The sequence below is a fragment of the Streptomyces sp. NPDC056486 genome (assembly GCF_042795295.1).
Lineage (GTDB): Bacteria > Actinomycetota > Actinomycetes > Streptomycetales > Streptomycetaceae > Streptomyces.
In genome coordinates this window covers 14,306-31,519 of the sequence record NZ_JBHTSF010000105.1, presented here as the reverse complement: position 1 = coordinate 31,519, position 17,214 = coordinate 14,306, and the positions used below count along the sequence as shown (strand labels likewise).

Here is a 17,214-nt window from a genome sequence, read left to right as displayed (position 1 = left end):
GGGTGGGTGTTTTCCCCCCCCCGGCCCCCCGCCCGTCGCCAGTTGATCTACCCATCGGTAGCATCCTGCTCATGGCAGAGACGCAGCAGGTTGAGGACAGCAAGCAAGCCGCCAAGGCCGAGCGCCGAGCCGCCAAGCTCGCCAAGCAGATCGGCGCTTTCGCGAAGGCGCACGGTGGTGCCGAGGGGCAGGTCGCGTACATCGGGCACGAGGGCACCCGCATCGTCCTGGTCGGCGAGGACGGCGGCTGGGGCGACCTGGTGGCGCCCACCTACGCGATCGCGCAGAGCGCCGTCGAGAAGGCCGGGATCACGGTCCACGAGGACTTCGACGGCGACTTCGCGGCCAAGGTGAAGACCGGCCCGTACGAGTGGTCGCGCATGGCGGGCATTCAGCTCGGCGGTCCGGGCAACGGCTGAGGGCCCGCTGCTCCCGGCACTCTTTTCGGCACTGTTTCCGAGAGCGTCCGAAGGCAACACCTGACGCCCGGGTCCCCCGTTAGACCGTAGGAGCACGGTCCGCCTGACGGGAGCCCGGATGATCGAAACGCCGTCCCTGGTGGACCAGTACTGCCACGGTGTGCTGCGTACGGAGCTGGGCCTCGGCACCTTCGAGGCCCACCTCGGCCGGGGCGAGGGGCCACCCGCGCCCGGCACCACCTTCTTCGACACCCAGACGGGCTTCGCCGTACGCCGCTGGTGCCCCCCGCTGCTCGGCCTCGAACCGCACTGCCCGCCCGCCCGCTATCTCGCCCGCCGCCGCGAACTGGGCGTGCTCGAGGTGGGGCGCCGGCTGCTGCGGGGAAGCGGCATCACGACGTATCTCGTCGACACGGGGCTGCCCGGCGATCTGACGGGGCCCGGCGAGATGGCGTCCACCGGCTGCGCCGAAGCCCACGAGATCGTCCGCCTGGAGCTACTTGCCGAACAGGTGGCCGACACCTCAGGCACGGTCGACTCGTTCCTCGCCAACCTCGCCGAGTCCGTGCACGCGGCCGCCGCGCACGCCGTCGCCTTCACCTCCGTCGCGGGCGTCCGGCGCAGTCTCGCCCTGGCCCCCGAACCGCCGGGGCCCGGCGAGGTGCGGGGAGCGGCGGGCCGCTGGCTCGCCAGGCGGCAGGTGGGCGGTGCGCTCCAGGACCCCGTACTGCTCAGACATCTGCTGTGGATCGCCGTCGCGTCGGGGCGGCCGCTGCAACTGCACGCGGGGGCCGGGGACCCGCAGGGGTACTTCGGCGGCTTCGCGCGGGCGACCGCGGGGCTCGGCACCGACCTGATCCTGCTGCACGGCTATCCCTACCACCGCAATGCCGCGGACCTCGCGGGCATCTTCCCGCACGTGTACGCCGATCTGGGCCCCGCCCTGGTGCGCACCGGCGCCCGTGCGGCTGCCGTGCTCGCGGAGATCCTGGAGCTCGCGCCCTTCGGCAAACTGCTGTTCTCCAGCGGCGCGCACGGGCTTCCCGAACTGCACGTGGTGGGTGCGCGGCTCTTCGGGGAGGCGCTCGGGCGCGTGTTCGGCGGGTGGGTCACGGAGGGGGCGTGGTCGCTGCCGGACGCGCAGCGCGTGGCGGGCCTCATCGCGGCGGGCAACGCCCGCCGCGTGTACGGGCTCGTGGAGGGCTGAAGGAGGGCTGAACGGGGGGCCGAAAGCCTCAGACGGCCGACAGTTGGGAGTCACCGCTCTGGGACGGGACATCCGCCGTCCCGTACGGGCGTTCGCGCAGCGAGAGCAGGACGCGCATCACGCCGATCCAGACCACGCACGAGCCGAACATGTGCAGGCCGACCAGGACCTCGGGCAGGTCCGTGAAGTACTGGACGTAACCGATCGCGCCCTGGGCGAGCAGGATCAGGAACAGGTCGCGGGTGCGGTGCAGCGGGCCCTTGGGGGCGTCGACCGCCTTGAGGACGAACCACAGGGCGAACGTCAGCGTCACCACGATCCAGGCGAGCACGGCGTGCAGCTTGCTGACGGTCTCCCAGTCGAAGCCCATGCGCGGCACCTCGCTGGAGTCACCGGCGTGCGGCCCGGAGCCCGTCACCACCGTGCCGACGGCGATGAGGAGCACGGTGGCCGCCACCAGGAACCACACCAGCTGCGCCACGGCCTTGCCGACCAGCGGGCGCACCTCGCCGTCGCCCTCGCGGGTGCGCTGCCACATCGTGACGGCGACCGCGATCAAAGCGGTGGAGAGCAGGAAGTGCGCCGCGACCGTGTACGGGTTCAGGCCGACGAGGACCACGATGCCGCCGAGTACGGCGTTGCCCATGACCAGCCAGAACTGGGTCCAGCCGAGTCGGGTCACGCTGCGCCGCATCGGCTTCTGCGAGCGTGCCGTGATGATCGCCCAGCCGACGGCCGCGCACAGCACGTACGTCAGCATGCGGTTGCCGAACTCGATGTACCCGTGGAAGCCCATCTCGTGGGTGGCGGTGAGGGATTCGTCGGTGCACTTGGGCCAGGTCGGGCAGCCGAGGCCCGATCCGGTGAGACGGACGGCGCCGCCGGTGACCACGATGCACACCGTCATCGCGAGCGAGATGAGGGCCGCGCGCTGGACGGTCCGCTGCTGCGGGGTCCAGCGTTCGGCGATGAAGGCGAGCGGATTGCGCACGGCGGAGACGGCGTCGGCTCGGGTCACGTTTGGCACGGGGACCATCGTAGGGGGCCGCTTGTGCACGGCTTCACGAGGGGGACGTATCCGGTGCTTCTGTGACGCGAGTTACGCCCATTCACCCCCACGTCACTCCCAGCGAAAGAACTTCCCGGCTGCCCCGAGCCCCAACACCGCCCAGACCGCCAGGATCCCGAGGTCCCGCCACGGCATCCCCGCGCCGTCCTGGAGCACGTCCCGCAGGCCGCCGGAGAGCGCCGAGATGGGGAGCAGGCCGAGCACCGACTGGGCCGCGTCCGGGAACTTGTCGAGCGGCACGATGGCCCCGCCGCCCACGAGCAGCAGGAGGAAGACGAGGTTCGCGGCGGCGAGCGTCGCCTCCGCCTTCAAGGTCCCCGCCATCAGCAGGCCGAGGCCCGAGAAGGCCGCCGTGCCGAGGATCAGGAGGAGGAGTACGGCGAAGGGGTTGCCGTGCGGTGACCAGCCGAGCGCGAACGCGATCACCGTGAGCAGGACGATCTGGAGGACCTCGGTGACCAGGACCGACAGGGTCTTCGCCGCCATCAGGGCCCAGCGGGGGAGAGGTGAGGCGCCGAGGCGCTTGAGCACGCCGTAGCGCCGCTCGAAGCCCGTGGCGATCGCCTGGCCGGTGAACGCCGTCGACATCACGGCGAGGGCGAGGATGCCGGGAGCGAGGAAGTCGACCGCCTTGCCGTCGCCCGTATCGACGATGTCGACCGCGCTGAAAAGGACGAGCAGGAGCGTGGGGATGACGACCGTGAGCAGCAGCTGTTCGCCGTTGCGAAGGAGCATCTTCGTCTCGAGCGCCGCCTGCGTGGCGATCATCCGGGGGAGCGGGGCGGCGCCCGGCTTCGGTGTGTACGTACCGGCGGCGCTCATCCGCGCAGCTCCTTGCCTGTGAGCTCGAGGAAGACGTCTTCCAGGGTGTGGCGTTCGACGGCGATCTTCTCGGGCATCACGCCGTGCTGGGCGCACCAGGAGGTGACCGTGGCGAGCAGTTGCGGGTCGATCGTGCCGCTCACACGGTAGGCGCCCGGGGTGAGTTCGGCCGCGGCGGAGTCCGGCGGGAGGGCCTTGAGGAGGGAGCCGACGTCGAGCCCGGGACGCCCTGAGAAGCGCAGGGTGTTCTCGGCGCCGCCGCGGCACAGTTCGTCCGGGGTGCCCTCGGCGATGACCTTGCCCGCGTCGATGATCGCGACCTCGTCGGAGAGCTGCTCGGCCTCGTCCATGTGGTGCGTGGTCAGGATGACGCTGACGCCGTCGGTGCGCAGATCGCGTACGAGATCCCAGGTGGCCCGGCGTGCCTGCGGGTCGAGGCCCGCGGTGGGCTCGTCCAGGAAGACGAGTTCGGGCCGTCCGACCACGGCCATGGCGAGCGCGAGGCGCTGCTGCTGGCCGCCGGACAGGCGCCGGTAGGTGGTGCGGCCGCAGCTCTCCAGGCCCAGGCGCTCGATCAGCGCGCCCACGTCAAGGGGGTGCGCGTGCAGCTTCGCCATGTGGCGCAGCATCTCGTCGGCGCGGGCGCCGGAGTAGACGCCGCCGGACTGGAGCATCACGCCGATGCGGGGGCGCAGCGCGCCCGCATCGCGGACGGGGTCGAGGCCAAGGACGCGGACGGTGCCCGCGTCAGGCCTGCGGTAGCCCTCGCAGGTCTCGATCGTGGTGGTCTTCCCGGCGCCGTTCGGGCCGAGGACCGCGGTGACGGTGCCCGCGCGGACCCGGAGGTCGAGGCCGTCCACCGCGGTCTTCTTGCCGTACCGCTTGACCAGTCCTGTGACCTGGACGACGGACTCATTTCCCATGGCGGGAAGTCTAGAGAGCGCGGGAGGGGGTGCTGGCAGGGGGCTGCGGGACCGGCCACTCGGCCCGTGAGCGGTGGGTCTCCAGCCATCTCTGCGCGTAGGCGACCGCGTCGGCCACCGGGAAGATCCTGGCCGTCGCCGCGCCCACCGTGCCCCGCACCACGGGGCGGTCCCGCTCGAAGTCCGAGCCGAGTTCGTCGAAGCGCTCCTCGGAGATCGAGATCTCACGCACCGTGGTCCAGCGGCGCCCCTGCGGAGTCATGACCGCGAAGGAGTTCTCGGCCTCGGGAGAGGGGATCCGGTACTCGGCGAGGTGGAAGGAGGTGCAGGAGTCGAATCCCGCGCCCAGGAGCAGCACCCGGGCGCCCGATTCCTCCAGGCGGGCCAGCGGGCTGCGCTCGCCGAGGCGGCAGTCGAGGGCGTGTCCCTCCAGGAGCGCCGCCGCGCGGGGGCCGATCGCGGCGAAGGAGGTCTGCGGGTGGGCGCTGCGCAGGGCGCCGGGCCAGGTCCGTACGGCCTCGGGAATCACGCCCATGGCGCGGGTGGGGGCGGTGCGCGGGTCGTAGGCGGGGATGGACGCGCGGATCTCGGCCCACCAGGACTCGGGTACGGGCGGGTTTCCCCACTCGGCCGGGTCGGAGTTGTCGCTGGACTGCGTGGGGACCACCAGGGTGCCCTTTTGGCCCAGTACGTCGAGAAGTGCCTGGACGGCGGCGACAGGGGCCGCCGCTGACCCATCCGAGGGCGCTCAGCGAGGAGTGCACGAGGAGGGTCTCGCCGGGGCTCACACCGAGCTCGCGGAGGTCGGCCGCGAGGGACGCGCGCGTACACAAAGGCCCGGTCGGAGGGGGTGTCGACATGGTCAGGGAGTCTCCTCGCCCCGACCCGTGCGCGCCACCGATTTGATCGATCAGTGATCATTCCCGCAGGTCAGCTTAGGTATGCCTAAGTGATGCAGCGCACCGGGTCGTGATCCGGACGCGGGTTGTCAGGCTCTGAGGAATTACGCAACAATGGCGTTGTGAAAAACGTTGGCGAGGCTCCGCAGGAGGAACTCGCGGCTGGGATGCGCTCGGACCACTCAACGCGCAACCGGGTCGCGCGGTCCATCCTGGACCACGGCCCGTCCACCGTCGCCGACCTCGCGAAGCGCCTCGGCCTCACCCAGGCCGCCGTCCGCCGCCACCTCGACACACTCGCCCATGAGAACGTCGTCGAGCCCCGTGAGCAGCGGATCTACGGCGCTCGCACGCGCGGGCGCCCCGCCAAGGTGTTCGCGCTCACCGACTGCGGCCGGGACGCCTTCGACCAGTCGTACGACAAGCTCGCCGCCGACGCCCTGCGCTGGATCAGCGAGCGGCACGGCGAGGGAGCGGTCGTCGAATTCGCCCGCGAGCGGATGGCAGCCCAGGCGGTGGCCTACCGCAAGGCGGTCGACGCGGCGCCCCCGGAGCAGCGCGCGGAGGCTCTCGCGAAGGCGTTGACCGCCGACGGGTACGCTGCTACGGCCCGCACGGCGCCAGTAGGCGAGCAGCTGTGCCAGCACCACTGCCCGGTCGCCCACGTCGCCGAGCAGTACCCACAACTTTGCGAAGCGGAGACGGAGATCTTCTCCGCCCTGCTCGGGACGCACGTCCAGCGGCTCGCCACCATCGCCCACGGCGACGGCGTCTGCACGACGTTCATCCCCCGCAACACCCAGTCTTCGCAGACCACTGAACACGTATCCGCAAGCACGGCCGGGAGGAACCCCGCATGACGCTCCCCACGGAGACTGCCCACCCCGAACTCGATGGTCTGGGCACGTACGAATACGGCTGGGCCGACTCCGACGTGGCCGGGGCCTCCGCCAAGCGCGGCATCAACGAGGACGTCGTCAAGGACATCTCGCAGAAGAAGTCCGAGCCCGAGTGGATGACCAAGCTGCGCCTCAAGGGCCTGCGGCTCTTCGACAAGAAGCCCATGCCCAACTGGGGCTCGGACCTGTCGGGCATCGACTTCGACAACATCAAGTACTTCGTGCGCTCCACGGAGAAGCAGGCACAGTCCTGGGAGGACCTGCCCGAGGACATCAAGAGCACGTACGACAAGCTCGGCATCCCCGAGGCGGAGAAGCAGCGCCTCGTCGCCGGTGTCGCGGCCCAGTACGAGTCCGAGGTCGTCTACCACCAGATCAACGAAGAGCTCGAGGCGCAGGGTGTCATCTTCATGGACACCGACACGGCGCTCAAGGAGCACCCTGAGCTCTTCAAGGAGTACTTCGGCACCGTCATCCCGGTCGGCGACAACAAGTTCGCGTCGCTGAACTCCGCGGTGTGGTCCGGCGGCTCGTTCATCTACGTGCCGAAGGGCGTGCACGTCGAGATCCCGCTCCAGGCCTACTTCCGTATCAACACGGAGAACATGGGCCAGTTCGAGCGCACGCTGATCATCGTCGACGAGGACGCCTACGTTCACTACGTCGAGGGCTGCACGGCGCCGATCTACAAGTCGGACTCCCTGCACTCCGCGGTCGTCGAGATCGTCGTGAAGAAGGGCGGCCGCTGCCGCTACACGACGATCCAGAACTGGTCGAACAACGTCTACAACCTGGTCACCAAGCGCGCCGTGGCGTACGAGGGCGCGACCATGGAGTGGATCGACGGCAACATCGGCTCCAAGGTGACGATGAAGTACCCCGCCGTCTACCTCATGGGCGAGCACGCCAAGGGCGAGACGCTCTCCATCGCCTTCGCGGGCGAGGGCCAGCACCAGGACGCCGGTTCCAAGATGGTCCACATGGCGCCCAACACGTCCTCCAACATCGTCTCGAAGTCCGTGGCGCGTGGCGGTGGCCGCACCTCCTACCGTGGTCTCGTCGAGATCGGCGAGGGCGCGGCCGGATCGAAGTCGAACGTGCTCTGCGACGCACTGCTCGTCGACACGATCTCCCGCTCGGACACGTACCCCTACGTGGACGTCCGCGAGGACGACGTGTCCATGGGCCACGAGGCGACCGTCTCCAAGGTCTCCGACGACCAGCTCTTCTACTTGATGAGCCGCGGTATGACGGAGTTCGAGGCCATGGCGATGATCGTGCGCGGCTTCGTCGAGCCGATCGCCAAGGAACTGCCCATGGAGTACGCCCTGGAGCTGAACCGGCTGATCGAGCTGCAGATGGAGGGCTCGGTCGGTTAGGGCCGGCCTCACCCCGCAGCAGCGACCGACTTCTTTACCCAGAGAGAGAGCACGACGACAGCCATGGCTGAGGCTCAGAACATCCCGGTGGGCTCCACCACCGCCGGATCGATCGCGGTGGCCGCCGAGTCCACCGTCGCGACCCGCATGAGCGCTCCCCCGTCCTTCGACGTGGCGGACTTCCCCGTCCCCCACGGCCGTGAGGAGGAGTGGCGGTTCACGCCGCTGGAGCGTCTGCGCGGGCTGCACGACGGCACGGCGGTCGCCACCGGCGGCGTCCGCGTCGAGGTGAGCGCCCCGGCGGGCGTGACCCAGGAGACCGTCGGCCGTGACGACCCGCGCGTGGGCAAGGCGGGCAAGCCCGTCGACCGCGTCGCCGCGCAGGCGTACTCGTCCTTCGAGAAGGCCTCGGTCGTGACCGTCCCCAAGGAGACGGTCCTGACAGACCCGATCCGGATCGCCGTGCACGGCGAGGGCGGCATCGCCTTCGCGCACCAGGTCATCGAGGTGGGCGCGTTCGCCGAGGCCCTCGTCGTCATCGACCACACCGGTGACGCCGTGCTCGCGGCCAACGTCGACTACCTCCTGGGCGACGGCGCCAAGCTCACCGTCGTCTCCGTCCAGGACTGGGACGACACGGCCGTCCACGTCGCCCAGCACAACGCCCTTGTCGGTCGGGACGCCTCCCTCAAGTCGGTCGTCGTGACCTTCGGCGGCGACCTCGTCCGCCTGCACCCCCGCGTCGCGTACGCGGGCACGGGCGGCGAGGCCGAGTTCTTCGGTCTGTACGTCACCGACGCGGGCCAGCACCAGGAGCACCGCCTCCTGGTCGACCACAACCAGCCGCACTGCAAGTCGAACGTCGTCTACAAGGGCGCGCTCCAGGGCGACGACGCCCACGCGGTGTGGATCGGCGACGTCCTCATCGAGGCCGCAGCCGAGGGCACCGACACGTACGAGATGAACCGCAACCTGGTTCTGACCGACGGTGCCCGTGTCGACTCCGTGCCGAACCTCGAGATCGAGACCGGCGAGATCGTCGGAGCGGGCCACGCGTCGGCGACCGGCCGCTTCGACGACGAGCAGCTCTTCTACCTGCAGTCGCGCGGCATCCCGCAGGACGAGGCGCGCCGCCTCGTCGTCCGCGGGTTCTTCGCCGAGCTGATCCAGCAGATCGGCCTGCCCGACATCGAAGAGCGCCTCCTCGCCAAGATCGAAGAGGAGCTGGAGGCGTCGGCCGCATGACCTATGTACGCGCCTGTGGCCTGAGCGAGCTGACGGAGGACACCCCGAAGAGGGTGGAACTCGACGGCACGCCGGTCTCGGTCGTCAACACCGAGGGCGAGGTGTTCGCGATCAACGACATCTGCTCGCACGCGAACGTCTCCCTCTCCGAGGGAGAGGTGGAGGACTGTCAGATCGAATGCTGGCTGCACGGCTCCGCCTTCGACCTCCGCACCGGCAAGCCGTCCGGCCTCCCCGCGACGCGCCCCGTCCCCGTATACCCCGTAAAGATCGAAGGGGACGATGTGCTCGTCTCCCTCACCCAGGAGTCCTGAGGCACATGGCAACGCTTGAAATCCACGACCTGCACGTCACCGTCGAGGCCGACAACGCCACGAAGGAGATCCTCAAGGGCGTAGACCTCACCGTGAAGCAGGGCGAGACGCACGCCATCATGGGCCCGAACGGCTCCGGCAAGTCGACGCTCGCCTACTCCGTCGCGGGTCACCCCAAGTACACGATCACGCAGGGCACCGTCACCCTCGACGGCGAGGACGTCCTTGAGATGTCCGTCGACGAGCGCGCCCGCGCCGGCCTGTTCCTGGCCATGCAGTACCCGGTCGAGGTCCCCGGCGTCTCGGTCTCCAACTTCCTGCGTACGTCGGCCACGGCGATCCGCGGCGAGGCCCCCAAGCTGCGCACCTGGGTGAAGGAGGTCAAGTCCGCGATGGAGCAGCTCCAGATGGACCCGGCCTTCTCCGAGCGCAACGTGAACGAGGGCTTCTCCGGCGGTGAGAAGAAGCGCCACGAGATCCTGCAGATGGAGCTCCTCAAGCCGAAGATCGCGATCCTCGACGAGACGGACTCCGGCCTGGACGTCGACGCGCTTCGCCAGGTCTCGGACGGCGTCAACCGCGTCCGCGAGACCGGCGAGGTCGGCACCCTGCTGATCACGCACTACACGCGCATCCTGCGCTACATCAAGCCCGACTTCGTGCACGTCTTCGCGAACGGCCGCATCGCCGAGTCCGGCGGCGCCGAGCTCGCCGACAAGCTGGAGGCAGAGGGCTACGAGGCTTACACGAAGGGCGGCGCATCAGCGTGACAGTGGCCCACCAGGGGCTCTCCGGCCTCCTCGACACCGAGGCGATCCGCAAGGACTTCCCGATCCTGGATCGCACGATCCACGACGGCAAGAAGCTCGTCTACCTGGACAACGCGGCGACCTCGCAGACGCCGCGCCAGGTGCTCGACGTACTCAACGAGTACTACGAGCAGCACAACGCCAACGTCCACCGCGGCGTGCACGTCCTCGCCGAGGAGGCCACGGCGCTGTACGAGGGCGCCCGTGACAAGGTCGCGGCGTTCATCAACGCGCCGAGCCGCGACGAGGTGATCTTCACCAAGAACGCCTCGGAGTCGCTCAACCTCGTGGCCAACATGCTCGGTTGGGCCGATGAGCCCTACCGCGTGGACCACGAGACCGAGATCGTCATCACGGAGATGGAGCACCACTCCAACATCGTGCCGTGGCAGCTGCTCTCGCAGCGCACGGGCGCGAAGCTGAAGTGGTTCGGTCTCACGGACGACGGTCGGCTCGACCTGTCCAACATCAACGAGGTCATCACGGAGAAGACGAAGATCGTCTCCTTCGTCCTGGTCTCGAACATCCTGGGCACGCACAACCCGGTCGAGGCGATCATCCGCCGTGCGCAGGAGGTCGGCGCGCTGGTCTGCATCGATGCCTCGCAGGCCGCCCCGCACATGGTGCTCGACGTCCAGGCCCTTCAGGCCGACTTCGTGGCCTTCACCGGCCACAAGATGCTGGCCACGACGGGCATCGGCGTCCTGTGGGGACGGCAGGAGCTTCTCGAGGACCTGCCGCCGTTCCTCGGCGGCGGCGAGATGATCGAGACGGTTTCGATGAGCTCGTCGACGTTCGCTCCCGCGCCGCACAAGTTCGAGGCGGGTACGCCCCCGGTCTCCCAGGCCGTCGGCCTGGGTGCGGCCGTGGACTACCTCTCCGCGATCGGCATGGACAAGATCGCCGCTCATGAGCACGCGATCACCGAGTACGCGGTCAAGCGCCTCCTGGAGGTCCCCGACCTCCGGATCATCGGCCCGGCATCGGCCGAGGACCGCGGCGCCGCGATCTCCTTCACGCTCGGCGACATCCACCCGCACGACGTGGGCCAGGTCCTGGACGAGGAAGGCATCGCGGTCCGCGTGGGTCACCACTGCGCCCGCCCCGTCTGCCTCCGTTACGGAATTCCTGCGACCACGCGAGCGTCGTTCTATCTGTACTCCACGCCCGGCGAGATCGACGCGCTGATAGATGGCCTGGAGCACGTACGGAACTTCTTCGGCTGAGGGGCTGGCTGGGATCGTGAAGCTTGATTCGATGTACCAGGAAGTCATCCTGGACCACTACAAACACCCTCACGGGCGCGGTCTGCGCGACGGTGACGCCGAGGTGCATCACGTCAACCCGACGTGCGGCGACGAGATCACGCTGCGCGTGAAGTACGACGGGTCGACGATCGCCGACGTGTCGTACGAGGGCCAGGGCTGTTCCATCAGCCAGGCCAGCGCGTCCGTCCTGAACGAGCTCCTGGTCGGCAAGGAGCTTCAGGACGCGCAGAAGATCCAGTCGGTGTTCCTGGAGCTGATGCAGTCCAAGGGCAAGCTGGAGCCGGACGACGCGATGGAGGAGGTCCTCGAGGACGCCGTCGCGTTCGCCGGGGTCTCCAAGTACCCGGCGCGTGTGAAGTGTGCTCTGCTGAGCTGGATGGCGTGGAAGGACGCGACGGCTCAGGCACTCGGTACCGACGACGTCGCTGAGAGGAAGACCGCATGAGCGAGAACGAGACCCTGACCAAACCGGCCTCCGAAGAAGAGGTCCGCGAGGCGCTGTACGACGTGGTCGACCCCGAGCTGGGCATCGACGTCGTCAACCTCGGCCTGATCTACGGCATCCACGTCGACGACGCGAACATCGCGACGATCGACATGACGCTCACCTCGGCGGCCTGCCCGCTGACGGACGTCATCGAGGACCAGGCGAAGTCCGCCACCGACGGCATCGTCAACGAGCTGCGGATCAACTGGGTCTGGATGCCGCCGTGGGGCCCGGACAAGATCACGGACGACGGCCGCGAGCAGCTTCGTGCGCTCGGGTTCAACGTCTGAGGGTTCAACGTAGGTGTGTTTACTGATTCGGCCCCCGCGCTCACCGCGCGGGGGCCGAACTGTTTTTACGGGGCGGGCGGCTCGTACGGGGCAGGCGGCGGGACCGACGAGGCGTCCGTCAGCGTGTGCGCCAGGCCCTCCTTGCGGATGCGTTGATCGACGTAGAGCACGGCGGTCACCAAGGGCAGGAACACGCTGGCGGCCAGTTGCGTGACGAACGTGCCGACCAGGCCGACCAGGGCGTACAGGCCGAACTGGGAGCGCAGTTGGGCGAGCAGGACCGTGGACGTGGAGGTGTCCGGGTCCACCGGGGGCGGGGCCGGTGTGGCGAACTGCAGGGGCAGGCGCACCGCGAGCGACACGACTCCCACGATGACTCCGGCGAGCAGTGAGATGCCGAACGTGCGCCACCAGGCGCCGCGGACCAGGCGTACGGAGCGGCGCAGCGCCTGGAGCGGGCCCGCCGTCTCGAGGGCCGCGACCGCGGGGGCGAAGGCGAACAGGACGTACAGCCAGGCCGCGAGCGGGGTCACGACGAGGAACAGCAGGAAGAGCAGGCCGAAGGATGCGGACGACTGGGTCAGGACCACGACGATGAAGGAGACGAAGAAGAGCACGCACGCGGCCACCGGAAGCAGCAGGATGAGGGCGAGCAGGACGGTCACGGCCATCACGGACGGCGTCCGCGACCACGCCCTGCGCCAGACCGCCGCGAACGTCGCCGGGCGGCCGAGCACCGCCTCGTGCAGCGTGGCCGCGCACGAGGCCTGGATGAACGAGTTGACCGCGAGCGTGGCAAGCATGCCCACAAGCCACACCGCGCCGAACGCGATGAGCAGCGGCCTGCCGTGGTCCCAGGAGAACGTCGCGTCGGTCTCGTACAGCGCCTGGAAATGCTCCCGCACACTGACGTAGGCGAGGACGCCCGCCGCGATCATGACCGCGGCCAGCAGGCCGTACGCCGCGGCCGCGGTGCCGAACAGCGGCTTCGCGTAGCGCCGCATCGTGGCGAACGTGCCGCCGAGGATGTGGTCGACGCCCAGCGGGGCGAGGGGTATGACACCGGGCTTGGGCGGCGGGGGCGGCGGCGCCCAGCCGCCGTTCCGGCCCCAGCCGGGCGGCGGCCCGCCGTACGGCCCCTGCGGTCCTCCGTACGGTCCCTGCGGCCCCCCGTACGGCCCCGGCGGTCCGCCGTGCTGCCCCTGCGGTCCCCGCCCCGACGTGTCTGACATCGCTCTTGTGCTCCGTAGTTCCGTGCGGTGTCCCGCGGATGTTCTCTGTGGCCCCCCACAGTGATCGCGTCACCTTAGCCGGTTTGACCGGCGTCGTTATGTACGACCGTACGCAACGTTGTGTACACTCGTACGCATGGGATATGGACTGCTGGCCGGGGCGATCCTGGCGGAGGTGGCCGGGACGACGGCCATGAAGTACAGCGAAGGGTTCAGCAGGCTCTGGCCCTCGCTGATCACCGTCGCGGGGTATCTGATCGCCTTCACGCTGCTCGCGCAGACGCTGAAGACGCTGTCGATGGGGACCGCCTACGCGATCTGGGCAGGCATCGGGACCGCCGCCGTGGCCGCCATCGGGATGCTGTTCATGGGGGAGTCCGCCAGCCTCGTTAAGATCTCCGGGGTCGTCCTCGTGATCGCGGGCGTCATCGTGCTCAATCTGGGAGGTGCCCACTGATGGTTCGCCGTTACGACCCCGAGCGGCGGCAGCGGATCATCGACGCGGCGATCCGGGTGGTCGGGGAGAAGGGGATCAGGGGGCTCAGCCACCGGTCCGTCGCCGCCGAGGCCGATGTGCCGCTCGGGTCGACCACCTACCACTTCAAGACACTGGACGAGCTGATGGTGGCCGCGCTCCGGCAGGCCAACGAGGGGTTCGCCAAGGTGGTCGCCGGGCGGGGCGCGCTGGAGGATCCGCGCGCCGATCTCGCCGGTGAGCTCGCCGCACTGCTCGGGGACTGGCTCGGGGGAGACCGTACGGCGGTGGAGCTGGAGTACGAGCTCTATCTGGCCGCTCTGCGCAGGCCCGCCCTGAAGCCCGTCGCCGCCGAGTGCGGCGTGGGTCTCGGCGAGGTTCTGGAGCAGCGCACCGATCCCGTGACCGCACGGGCGCTCGTCGCGCTCATGGACGGGATCTGCCTGGAAGTGCTGCTCACGGACGCGCGGTACGACGAGGCGTACGCCCGTGAGGCGTTCAGTCGGCTCGTTCCGTCGAGTCGATGACCGCGGCCGGTCCTGACGCCCCCCGACAGGCCCCCGACGGACCGCCGCGCCGGGGCCCGGTCCCTGAGACCGGTTCGCCCGCGCGCCGCACCGCCGGTTAGATTTTCCCCATGACCGACACGAACGCTTCCCGCACCACCGGCGCCGTCGCCGCAGGCCTCGCCACCGTCACCGCCGACGGCACCGTTCTCGACACCTGGTTCCCCGCGCCCGAGCTCGTCGCCGAAGCGGGCCCCGCCGGCACCGAGCGGCTCACCGCCGAGCGTGCCGTGCAGCTGCTCGGCGACGGCGCGGCCAAGGCCATCGGCCCGGACGCACGCCGTGGCGTGGAGATCGTCGCCGTACGTACGGTCATCGCGTCCCTCGACGAGAAGCCGGTCGACGCCCACGACGTCTACCTGCGTCTGCACCTGCTCTCGCACCGCCTGGTCAAGCCGCACGGCGTGAGCCTCGACGGCCAGTTCGCCTTCCTCGCCAACATCGCGTGGACCTCCCTCGGCCCGGTCGCCGTCGACGACGTCGAGAAGGTCCGGCTCAACGCCCGCGCCGACGGCCTGCACCTCGCGGTGACCTCCATCGACAAGTTCCCGCGCATGACGGACTACGTCGCACCGAAGGGCGTGCGCATCGCCGACGCCGACCGCGTGCGGCTCGGCGCGCACCTCGCCGAGGGCACGACCGTCATGCACGAGGGCTTCGTGAACTTCAACGCGGGCACCCTTGGCACCTCCATGGTCGAGGGCCGTATCTCCGCGGGTGTCGTCGTCGGTGACGGCTCCGACATCGGCGGCGGCGCCTCCACGATGGGCACCCTCTCCGGCGGCGGCAGCGTCCGCATCGTCATCGGCGAGCGCTGCCTGATCGGCGCCGAGGCGGGCGTCGGCATCGCGCTCGGCGACGAGTGCGTCGTCGAGGCCGGTCTCTACGTCACCGCGGGTACCCGGGTGACCATGCCCGACGGACAGATCGTCAAGGCCCGCGAGCTCTCCGGCGCCTCGAACATCCTCTTCCGCCGCAACTCGGTCACCGGCGCCGTCGAGGCCCGCCCGAACAACGCGGTGTGGGGCGGCCTGAACGACGTGCTGCACAGCCACAACTGAGCACCGCCGCACGGCAGAGCGCCCTTCGGTGTCCCGGAGGGCGCTCTTCGCGTTCCGCCGTGCGTAAGCTGCCCTGCCAGGCGTGCGTGTGCCGCGTGGGACGTGGATGACAGGAGAGCGACATGCAGCGAACGGGGATCCGGGCCCTGGCCCTGAGCGGAGTGGCGGTGGTCGGTCTTGTCGCCGGGTGCGGTGAGAGCGCCGGGCAGAGCCAGGACGTCGGCGCCGGGGCGGCGCAGCAGGTGAGCCGGACCTCCACCGGTGACCACCGCTATCCGCTGGAGAAGAGCGACATCCACTGGAGCGGCAGCCCGAGCCCGTTCAACGCACAGGTCAAGCTCGCCGACGGGCGCCGCGTGGCCATGCACTACATGAAGGGCAAGGGGCTCCTCGTGCAGGACTACAGCCCCAAGGCCGAGGGATGGTCCAAGTCGGCGCTCGTGTACAAGACCAGGACCGACGCCTGTCAGGGGATCACGCTCAAGGCCAAGGACGGCACCGTCGCGGCCTTCGGGGACTTCGGCGTGTACTGCGCGGACGGTGAGCCGCCGACCGAGTCGGTCGCCGCGGTCGCCACAGGACCATTGACGAAGTGGGCCACGCACCTCACGAAGAACTTCGACGGCTGGGAGAAGATCGCCGTCGCCACCGGGGGGAAGAAGGTCACGTTCAGCAGGGGCGGCGACAAGCTCAACTGGACCAAGGCCGGGGGCTTTCCCGCCGCGCGCTGACGCCTGTCGCGTGCGGCTATGCCGCCTGCCGCAGCGCTTCGTACGCGGCGAGCAGCCTGTCGGTCGCCTCGCGGCCGGCGGGTCGCAGGGGTGCGCGGACGGGGCCGCCGGGCAGACCGAGCGCGCCGAGCAGCGCCTTGGTGGTGACCGTGCCAGGAAGGCCCGAGTCCATGGTCAGCTCGATGAGTTCCATGGCCTGGTGCTGAAGTCGCCTGGCCCCCGCCGTGTCGCCCGCGTCGAACGCGTCGATGACCGAGCGGAGGTGGCGCGGCACGACGTTGGACACCGTGCTGATGTAGCCGACACCGCCCACCGCGTACAGCGCCAGGATGAGTTCGTCGCAGCCCGTGTAGTACGCCAAGTCGGTCTGTGACAGCACCTTTTGAGTGCCCATCAGGTCGTACGCGCAGTCCTTCACGGCGACGATCCGCGGATGCTCCGCGAGCCGCATCATCGTCTCCGGCTCGATACGGGTCCCGGTGCGACCCGGGATGTCGTACAGCGCGAGCGGGAGCCCCGACGCGTCGGCGACCTCCAGGAAGTGCGCCTCGACGGCGTCCTGCGGCGGCTTGCTGTAGTAGGGCGTGACCACCAACAGGGCGTCCGCGCCCGCCTTTTCGGCCTGCTGCGCCATCTCGAGGGTGTGCCGCGTCGCGAAGCTGCCGACGCCCGCGACGATCGCGGCCCGGTCGCCCACCGCCTCGGCGACGGCCCGTACGAGCGCGGCCTTCTCGCCGTCGGACGTGGTGGGGGACTCGCCGGTGGTGCCGGAGAGCACGATCCCGTCGCAGCCGTCGGCCACCAGGCGCTCGGCGAGCAGCTGGGCGCCGTCGAGGTCGAGCAGACCGTCGTCCGTGAAGGGCGTGACCATCGCGCAGAGGGCGCGGCCGAAAGGGGGAGGTGCTGGCGAGGGAGAGGCCGTGGGAGAGGTCATAGACGCAGTGTCGGTACGCCGATGCTGAAGCTCCACTTAATTCTGCTACGAGATATGCGACAGGAACGCTACGAGATGGCCGTGAGCGGTGCCGGAGCGGGCCGGAGCAGCCTGGAGCAGTCCGGATTTCAGTGCCAACTCGCCCCCGCATGCGCCACCATGGGTGGACGGTAGTCGACGGGCGG

The 17,214-nt window shown here is 69.6% G+C and carries 19 protein-coding genes and 1 pseudogene; 14 read left to right on the top strand and 6 right to left on the bottom strand.

The window, feature by feature from the left end; translation table 11 throughout:
• The first annotated feature begins 71 nt into the window (after window positions 1–71).
• Both ACFQ7F_RS31765 and ACFQ7F_RS31760 read left to right on the top strand, forming a co-directional pair.
• A complete protein-coding gene (locus tag ACFQ7F_RS31765) occupies window positions 72–419 on the top strand; it encodes a hypothetical protein (protein WP_383277815.1) in 348 nt (115 codons plus the stop codon).
• Window positions 420–537: 118 nt separating this feature from the next.
• Complete coding sequence (locus ACFQ7F_RS31760) at window positions 538–1,626, top strand: amidohydrolase family protein (RefSeq protein WP_383277812.1); 1,089 nt, start codon at window positions 538–540, stop codon at window positions 1,624–1,626.
• Between the two features lie 28 nt (window positions 1,627–1,654).
• Here ACFQ7F_RS31760 and ACFQ7F_RS31755 read toward each other — a convergent pair whose 3' ends face one another.
• The 4 genes and pseudogenes from ACFQ7F_RS31755 to ACFQ7F_RS31740 form a co-directional block, all read right to left on the bottom strand.
• Window positions 1,655–2,662, bottom strand: a complete 1,008-nt coding sequence (locus ACFQ7F_RS31755; RefSeq protein WP_383277809.1) for a heme A synthase — start codon at window positions 2,660–2,662, stop codon at window positions 1,655–1,657.
• 84 nt (window positions 2,663–2,746) lie between these two features.
• Window positions 2,747–3,517 (bottom strand): ABC transporter permease, encoded by a 771-nt coding sequence (locus ACFQ7F_RS31750; protein ID WP_383277806.1) that lies wholly within the window; start codon window positions 3,515–3,517, stop codon window positions 2,747–2,749.
• Window positions 3,514–4,440, bottom strand: coding sequence for an ABC transporter ATP-binding protein (locus ACFQ7F_RS31745; protein ID WP_383277804.1), 927 nt, complete (start codon window positions 4,438–4,440; stop codon window positions 3,514–3,516). The genes ACFQ7F_RS31750 and ACFQ7F_RS31745 overlap by 4 nt, the downstream gene beginning before the upstream one ends.
• A 10-nt stretch (window positions 4,441–4,450) precedes the next feature.
• Window positions 4,451–5,300: pseudogene (locus ACFQ7F_RS31740) on the bottom strand (aminoglycoside N(3)-acetyltransferase).
• A gap of 161 nt (window positions 5,301–5,461) precedes the next feature.
• On the opposite strand from ACFQ7F_RS31740, the gene ACFQ7F_RS31735 reads away from it, so the two are divergent.
• The 8 genes from ACFQ7F_RS31735 (at window position 5,462) to ACFQ7F_RS31700 (ending at window position 12,030) form a co-directional block, all read left to right on the top strand.
• Window positions 5,462–6,199, top strand: coding sequence for a helix-turn-helix transcriptional regulator (locus ACFQ7F_RS31735; protein ID WP_383277801.1), 738 nt, complete (start codon window positions 5,462–5,464; stop codon window positions 6,197–6,199).
• The gene (gene sufB, locus ACFQ7F_RS31730) at window positions 6,196–7,617 is read left to right on the top strand and encodes a Fe-S cluster assembly protein SufB (protein ID WP_383277798.1); all 1,422 of its coding nucleotides are present in this window, start codon (window positions 6,196–6,198) and stop codon (window positions 7,615–7,617) included. Before ACFQ7F_RS31735 ends, sufB begins: the two co-directional genes overlap by 4 nt.
• Window positions 7,618–7,680: 63 nt before the next feature.
• Window positions 7,681–8,862, top strand: a complete 1,182-nt coding sequence (gene sufD / locus ACFQ7F_RS31725) for a Fe-S cluster assembly protein SufD (protein WP_383277795.1) — start codon at window positions 7,681–7,683, stop codon at window positions 8,860–8,862.
• Window positions 8,859–9,176, top strand: coding sequence for a bifunctional 3-phenylpropionate/cinnamic acid dioxygenase ferredoxin subunit (locus tag ACFQ7F_RS31720; RefSeq protein ID WP_383277792.1), 318 nt, complete (start codon window positions 8,859–8,861; stop codon window positions 9,174–9,176). The genes sufD and ACFQ7F_RS31720 overlap by 4 nt, the downstream gene beginning before the upstream one ends.
• 5 nt (window positions 9,177–9,181) lie before the next feature.
• The gene (sufC, locus tag ACFQ7F_RS31715) at window positions 9,182–9,946 is read left to right on the top strand and encodes a Fe-S cluster assembly ATPase SufC (protein WP_383277788.1); all 765 of its coding nucleotides are present in this window, start codon (window positions 9,182–9,184) and stop codon (window positions 9,944–9,946) included.
• Window positions 9,943–11,211 (top strand): cysteine desulfurase, encoded by a 1,269-nt coding sequence (locus ACFQ7F_RS31710; protein ID WP_383277785.1) that lies wholly within the window; start codon window positions 9,943–9,945, stop codon window positions 11,209–11,211. The genes sufC and ACFQ7F_RS31710 overlap by 4 nt, the downstream gene beginning before the upstream one ends.
• 16 nt (window positions 11,212–11,227) lie before the next feature.
• Window positions 11,228–11,698, top strand: coding sequence for a Fe-S cluster assembly sulfur transfer protein SufU (sufU, locus tag ACFQ7F_RS31705; RefSeq protein WP_383277782.1), 471 nt, complete (start codon window positions 11,228–11,230; stop codon window positions 11,696–11,698).
• Window positions 11,695–12,030 (top strand): metal-sulfur cluster assembly factor, encoded by a 336-nt coding sequence (locus tag ACFQ7F_RS31700; RefSeq protein ID WP_160504340.1) that lies wholly within the window; start codon window positions 11,695–11,697, stop codon window positions 12,028–12,030. Before sufU ends, ACFQ7F_RS31700 begins: the two co-directional genes overlap by 4 nt.
• A gap of 65 nt (window positions 12,031–12,095) precedes the next feature.
• Here ACFQ7F_RS31700 and ACFQ7F_RS31695 read toward each other — a convergent pair whose 3' ends face one another.
• Window positions 12,096–13,262, bottom strand: coding sequence for a hypothetical protein (locus ACFQ7F_RS31695; RefSeq protein ID WP_383277779.1), 1,167 nt, complete (start codon window positions 13,260–13,262; stop codon window positions 12,096–12,098).
• A gap of 136 nt (window positions 13,263–13,398) precedes the next feature.
• On the opposite strand from ACFQ7F_RS31695, the gene ACFQ7F_RS31690 reads away from it, so the two are divergent.
• From ACFQ7F_RS31690 to ACFQ7F_RS31675, 4 genes are all read left to right on the top strand, one after another.
• The gene (locus ACFQ7F_RS31690; RefSeq protein WP_383277776.1) at window positions 13,399–13,719 is read left to right on the top strand and encodes a DMT family transporter; all 321 of its coding nucleotides are present in this window, start codon (window positions 13,399–13,401) and stop codon (window positions 13,717–13,719) included.
• Window positions 13,719–14,264, top strand: a complete 546-nt coding sequence (locus ACFQ7F_RS31685) for a TetR/AcrR family transcriptional regulator (RefSeq protein ID WP_383277773.1) — start codon at window positions 13,719–13,721, stop codon at window positions 14,262–14,264. The genes ACFQ7F_RS31690 and ACFQ7F_RS31685 overlap by 1 nt, the downstream gene beginning before the upstream one ends.
• A gap of 110 nt (window positions 14,265–14,374) precedes the next feature.
• Complete coding sequence (dapD, locus tag ACFQ7F_RS31680) at window positions 14,375–15,364, top strand: 2,3,4,5-tetrahydropyridine-2,6-dicarboxylate N-succinyltransferase (protein WP_383277771.1); 990 nt, start codon at window positions 14,375–14,377, stop codon at window positions 15,362–15,364.
• 122 nt (window positions 15,365–15,486) lie between these two features.
• A complete protein-coding gene (locus ACFQ7F_RS31675; RefSeq protein ID WP_383277768.1) occupies window positions 15,487–16,095 on the top strand; it encodes a hypothetical protein in 609 nt (202 codons plus the stop codon).
• A 16-nt stretch (window positions 16,096–16,111) separates the two neighbouring features.
• On the opposite strand, the gene dapA is transcribed toward ACFQ7F_RS31675, so the two are convergent.
• Window positions 16,112–17,029 carry a 4-hydroxy-tetrahydrodipicolinate synthase gene (gene dapA, locus ACFQ7F_RS31670; protein ID WP_383277765.1) on the bottom strand — a complete coding sequence of 306 codons (918 nt, stop codon included), beginning with the start codon at window positions 17,027–17,029 and terminating at the stop codon, window positions 16,112–16,114.
• Window positions 17,030–17,214 lie beyond the last annotated feature (185 nt).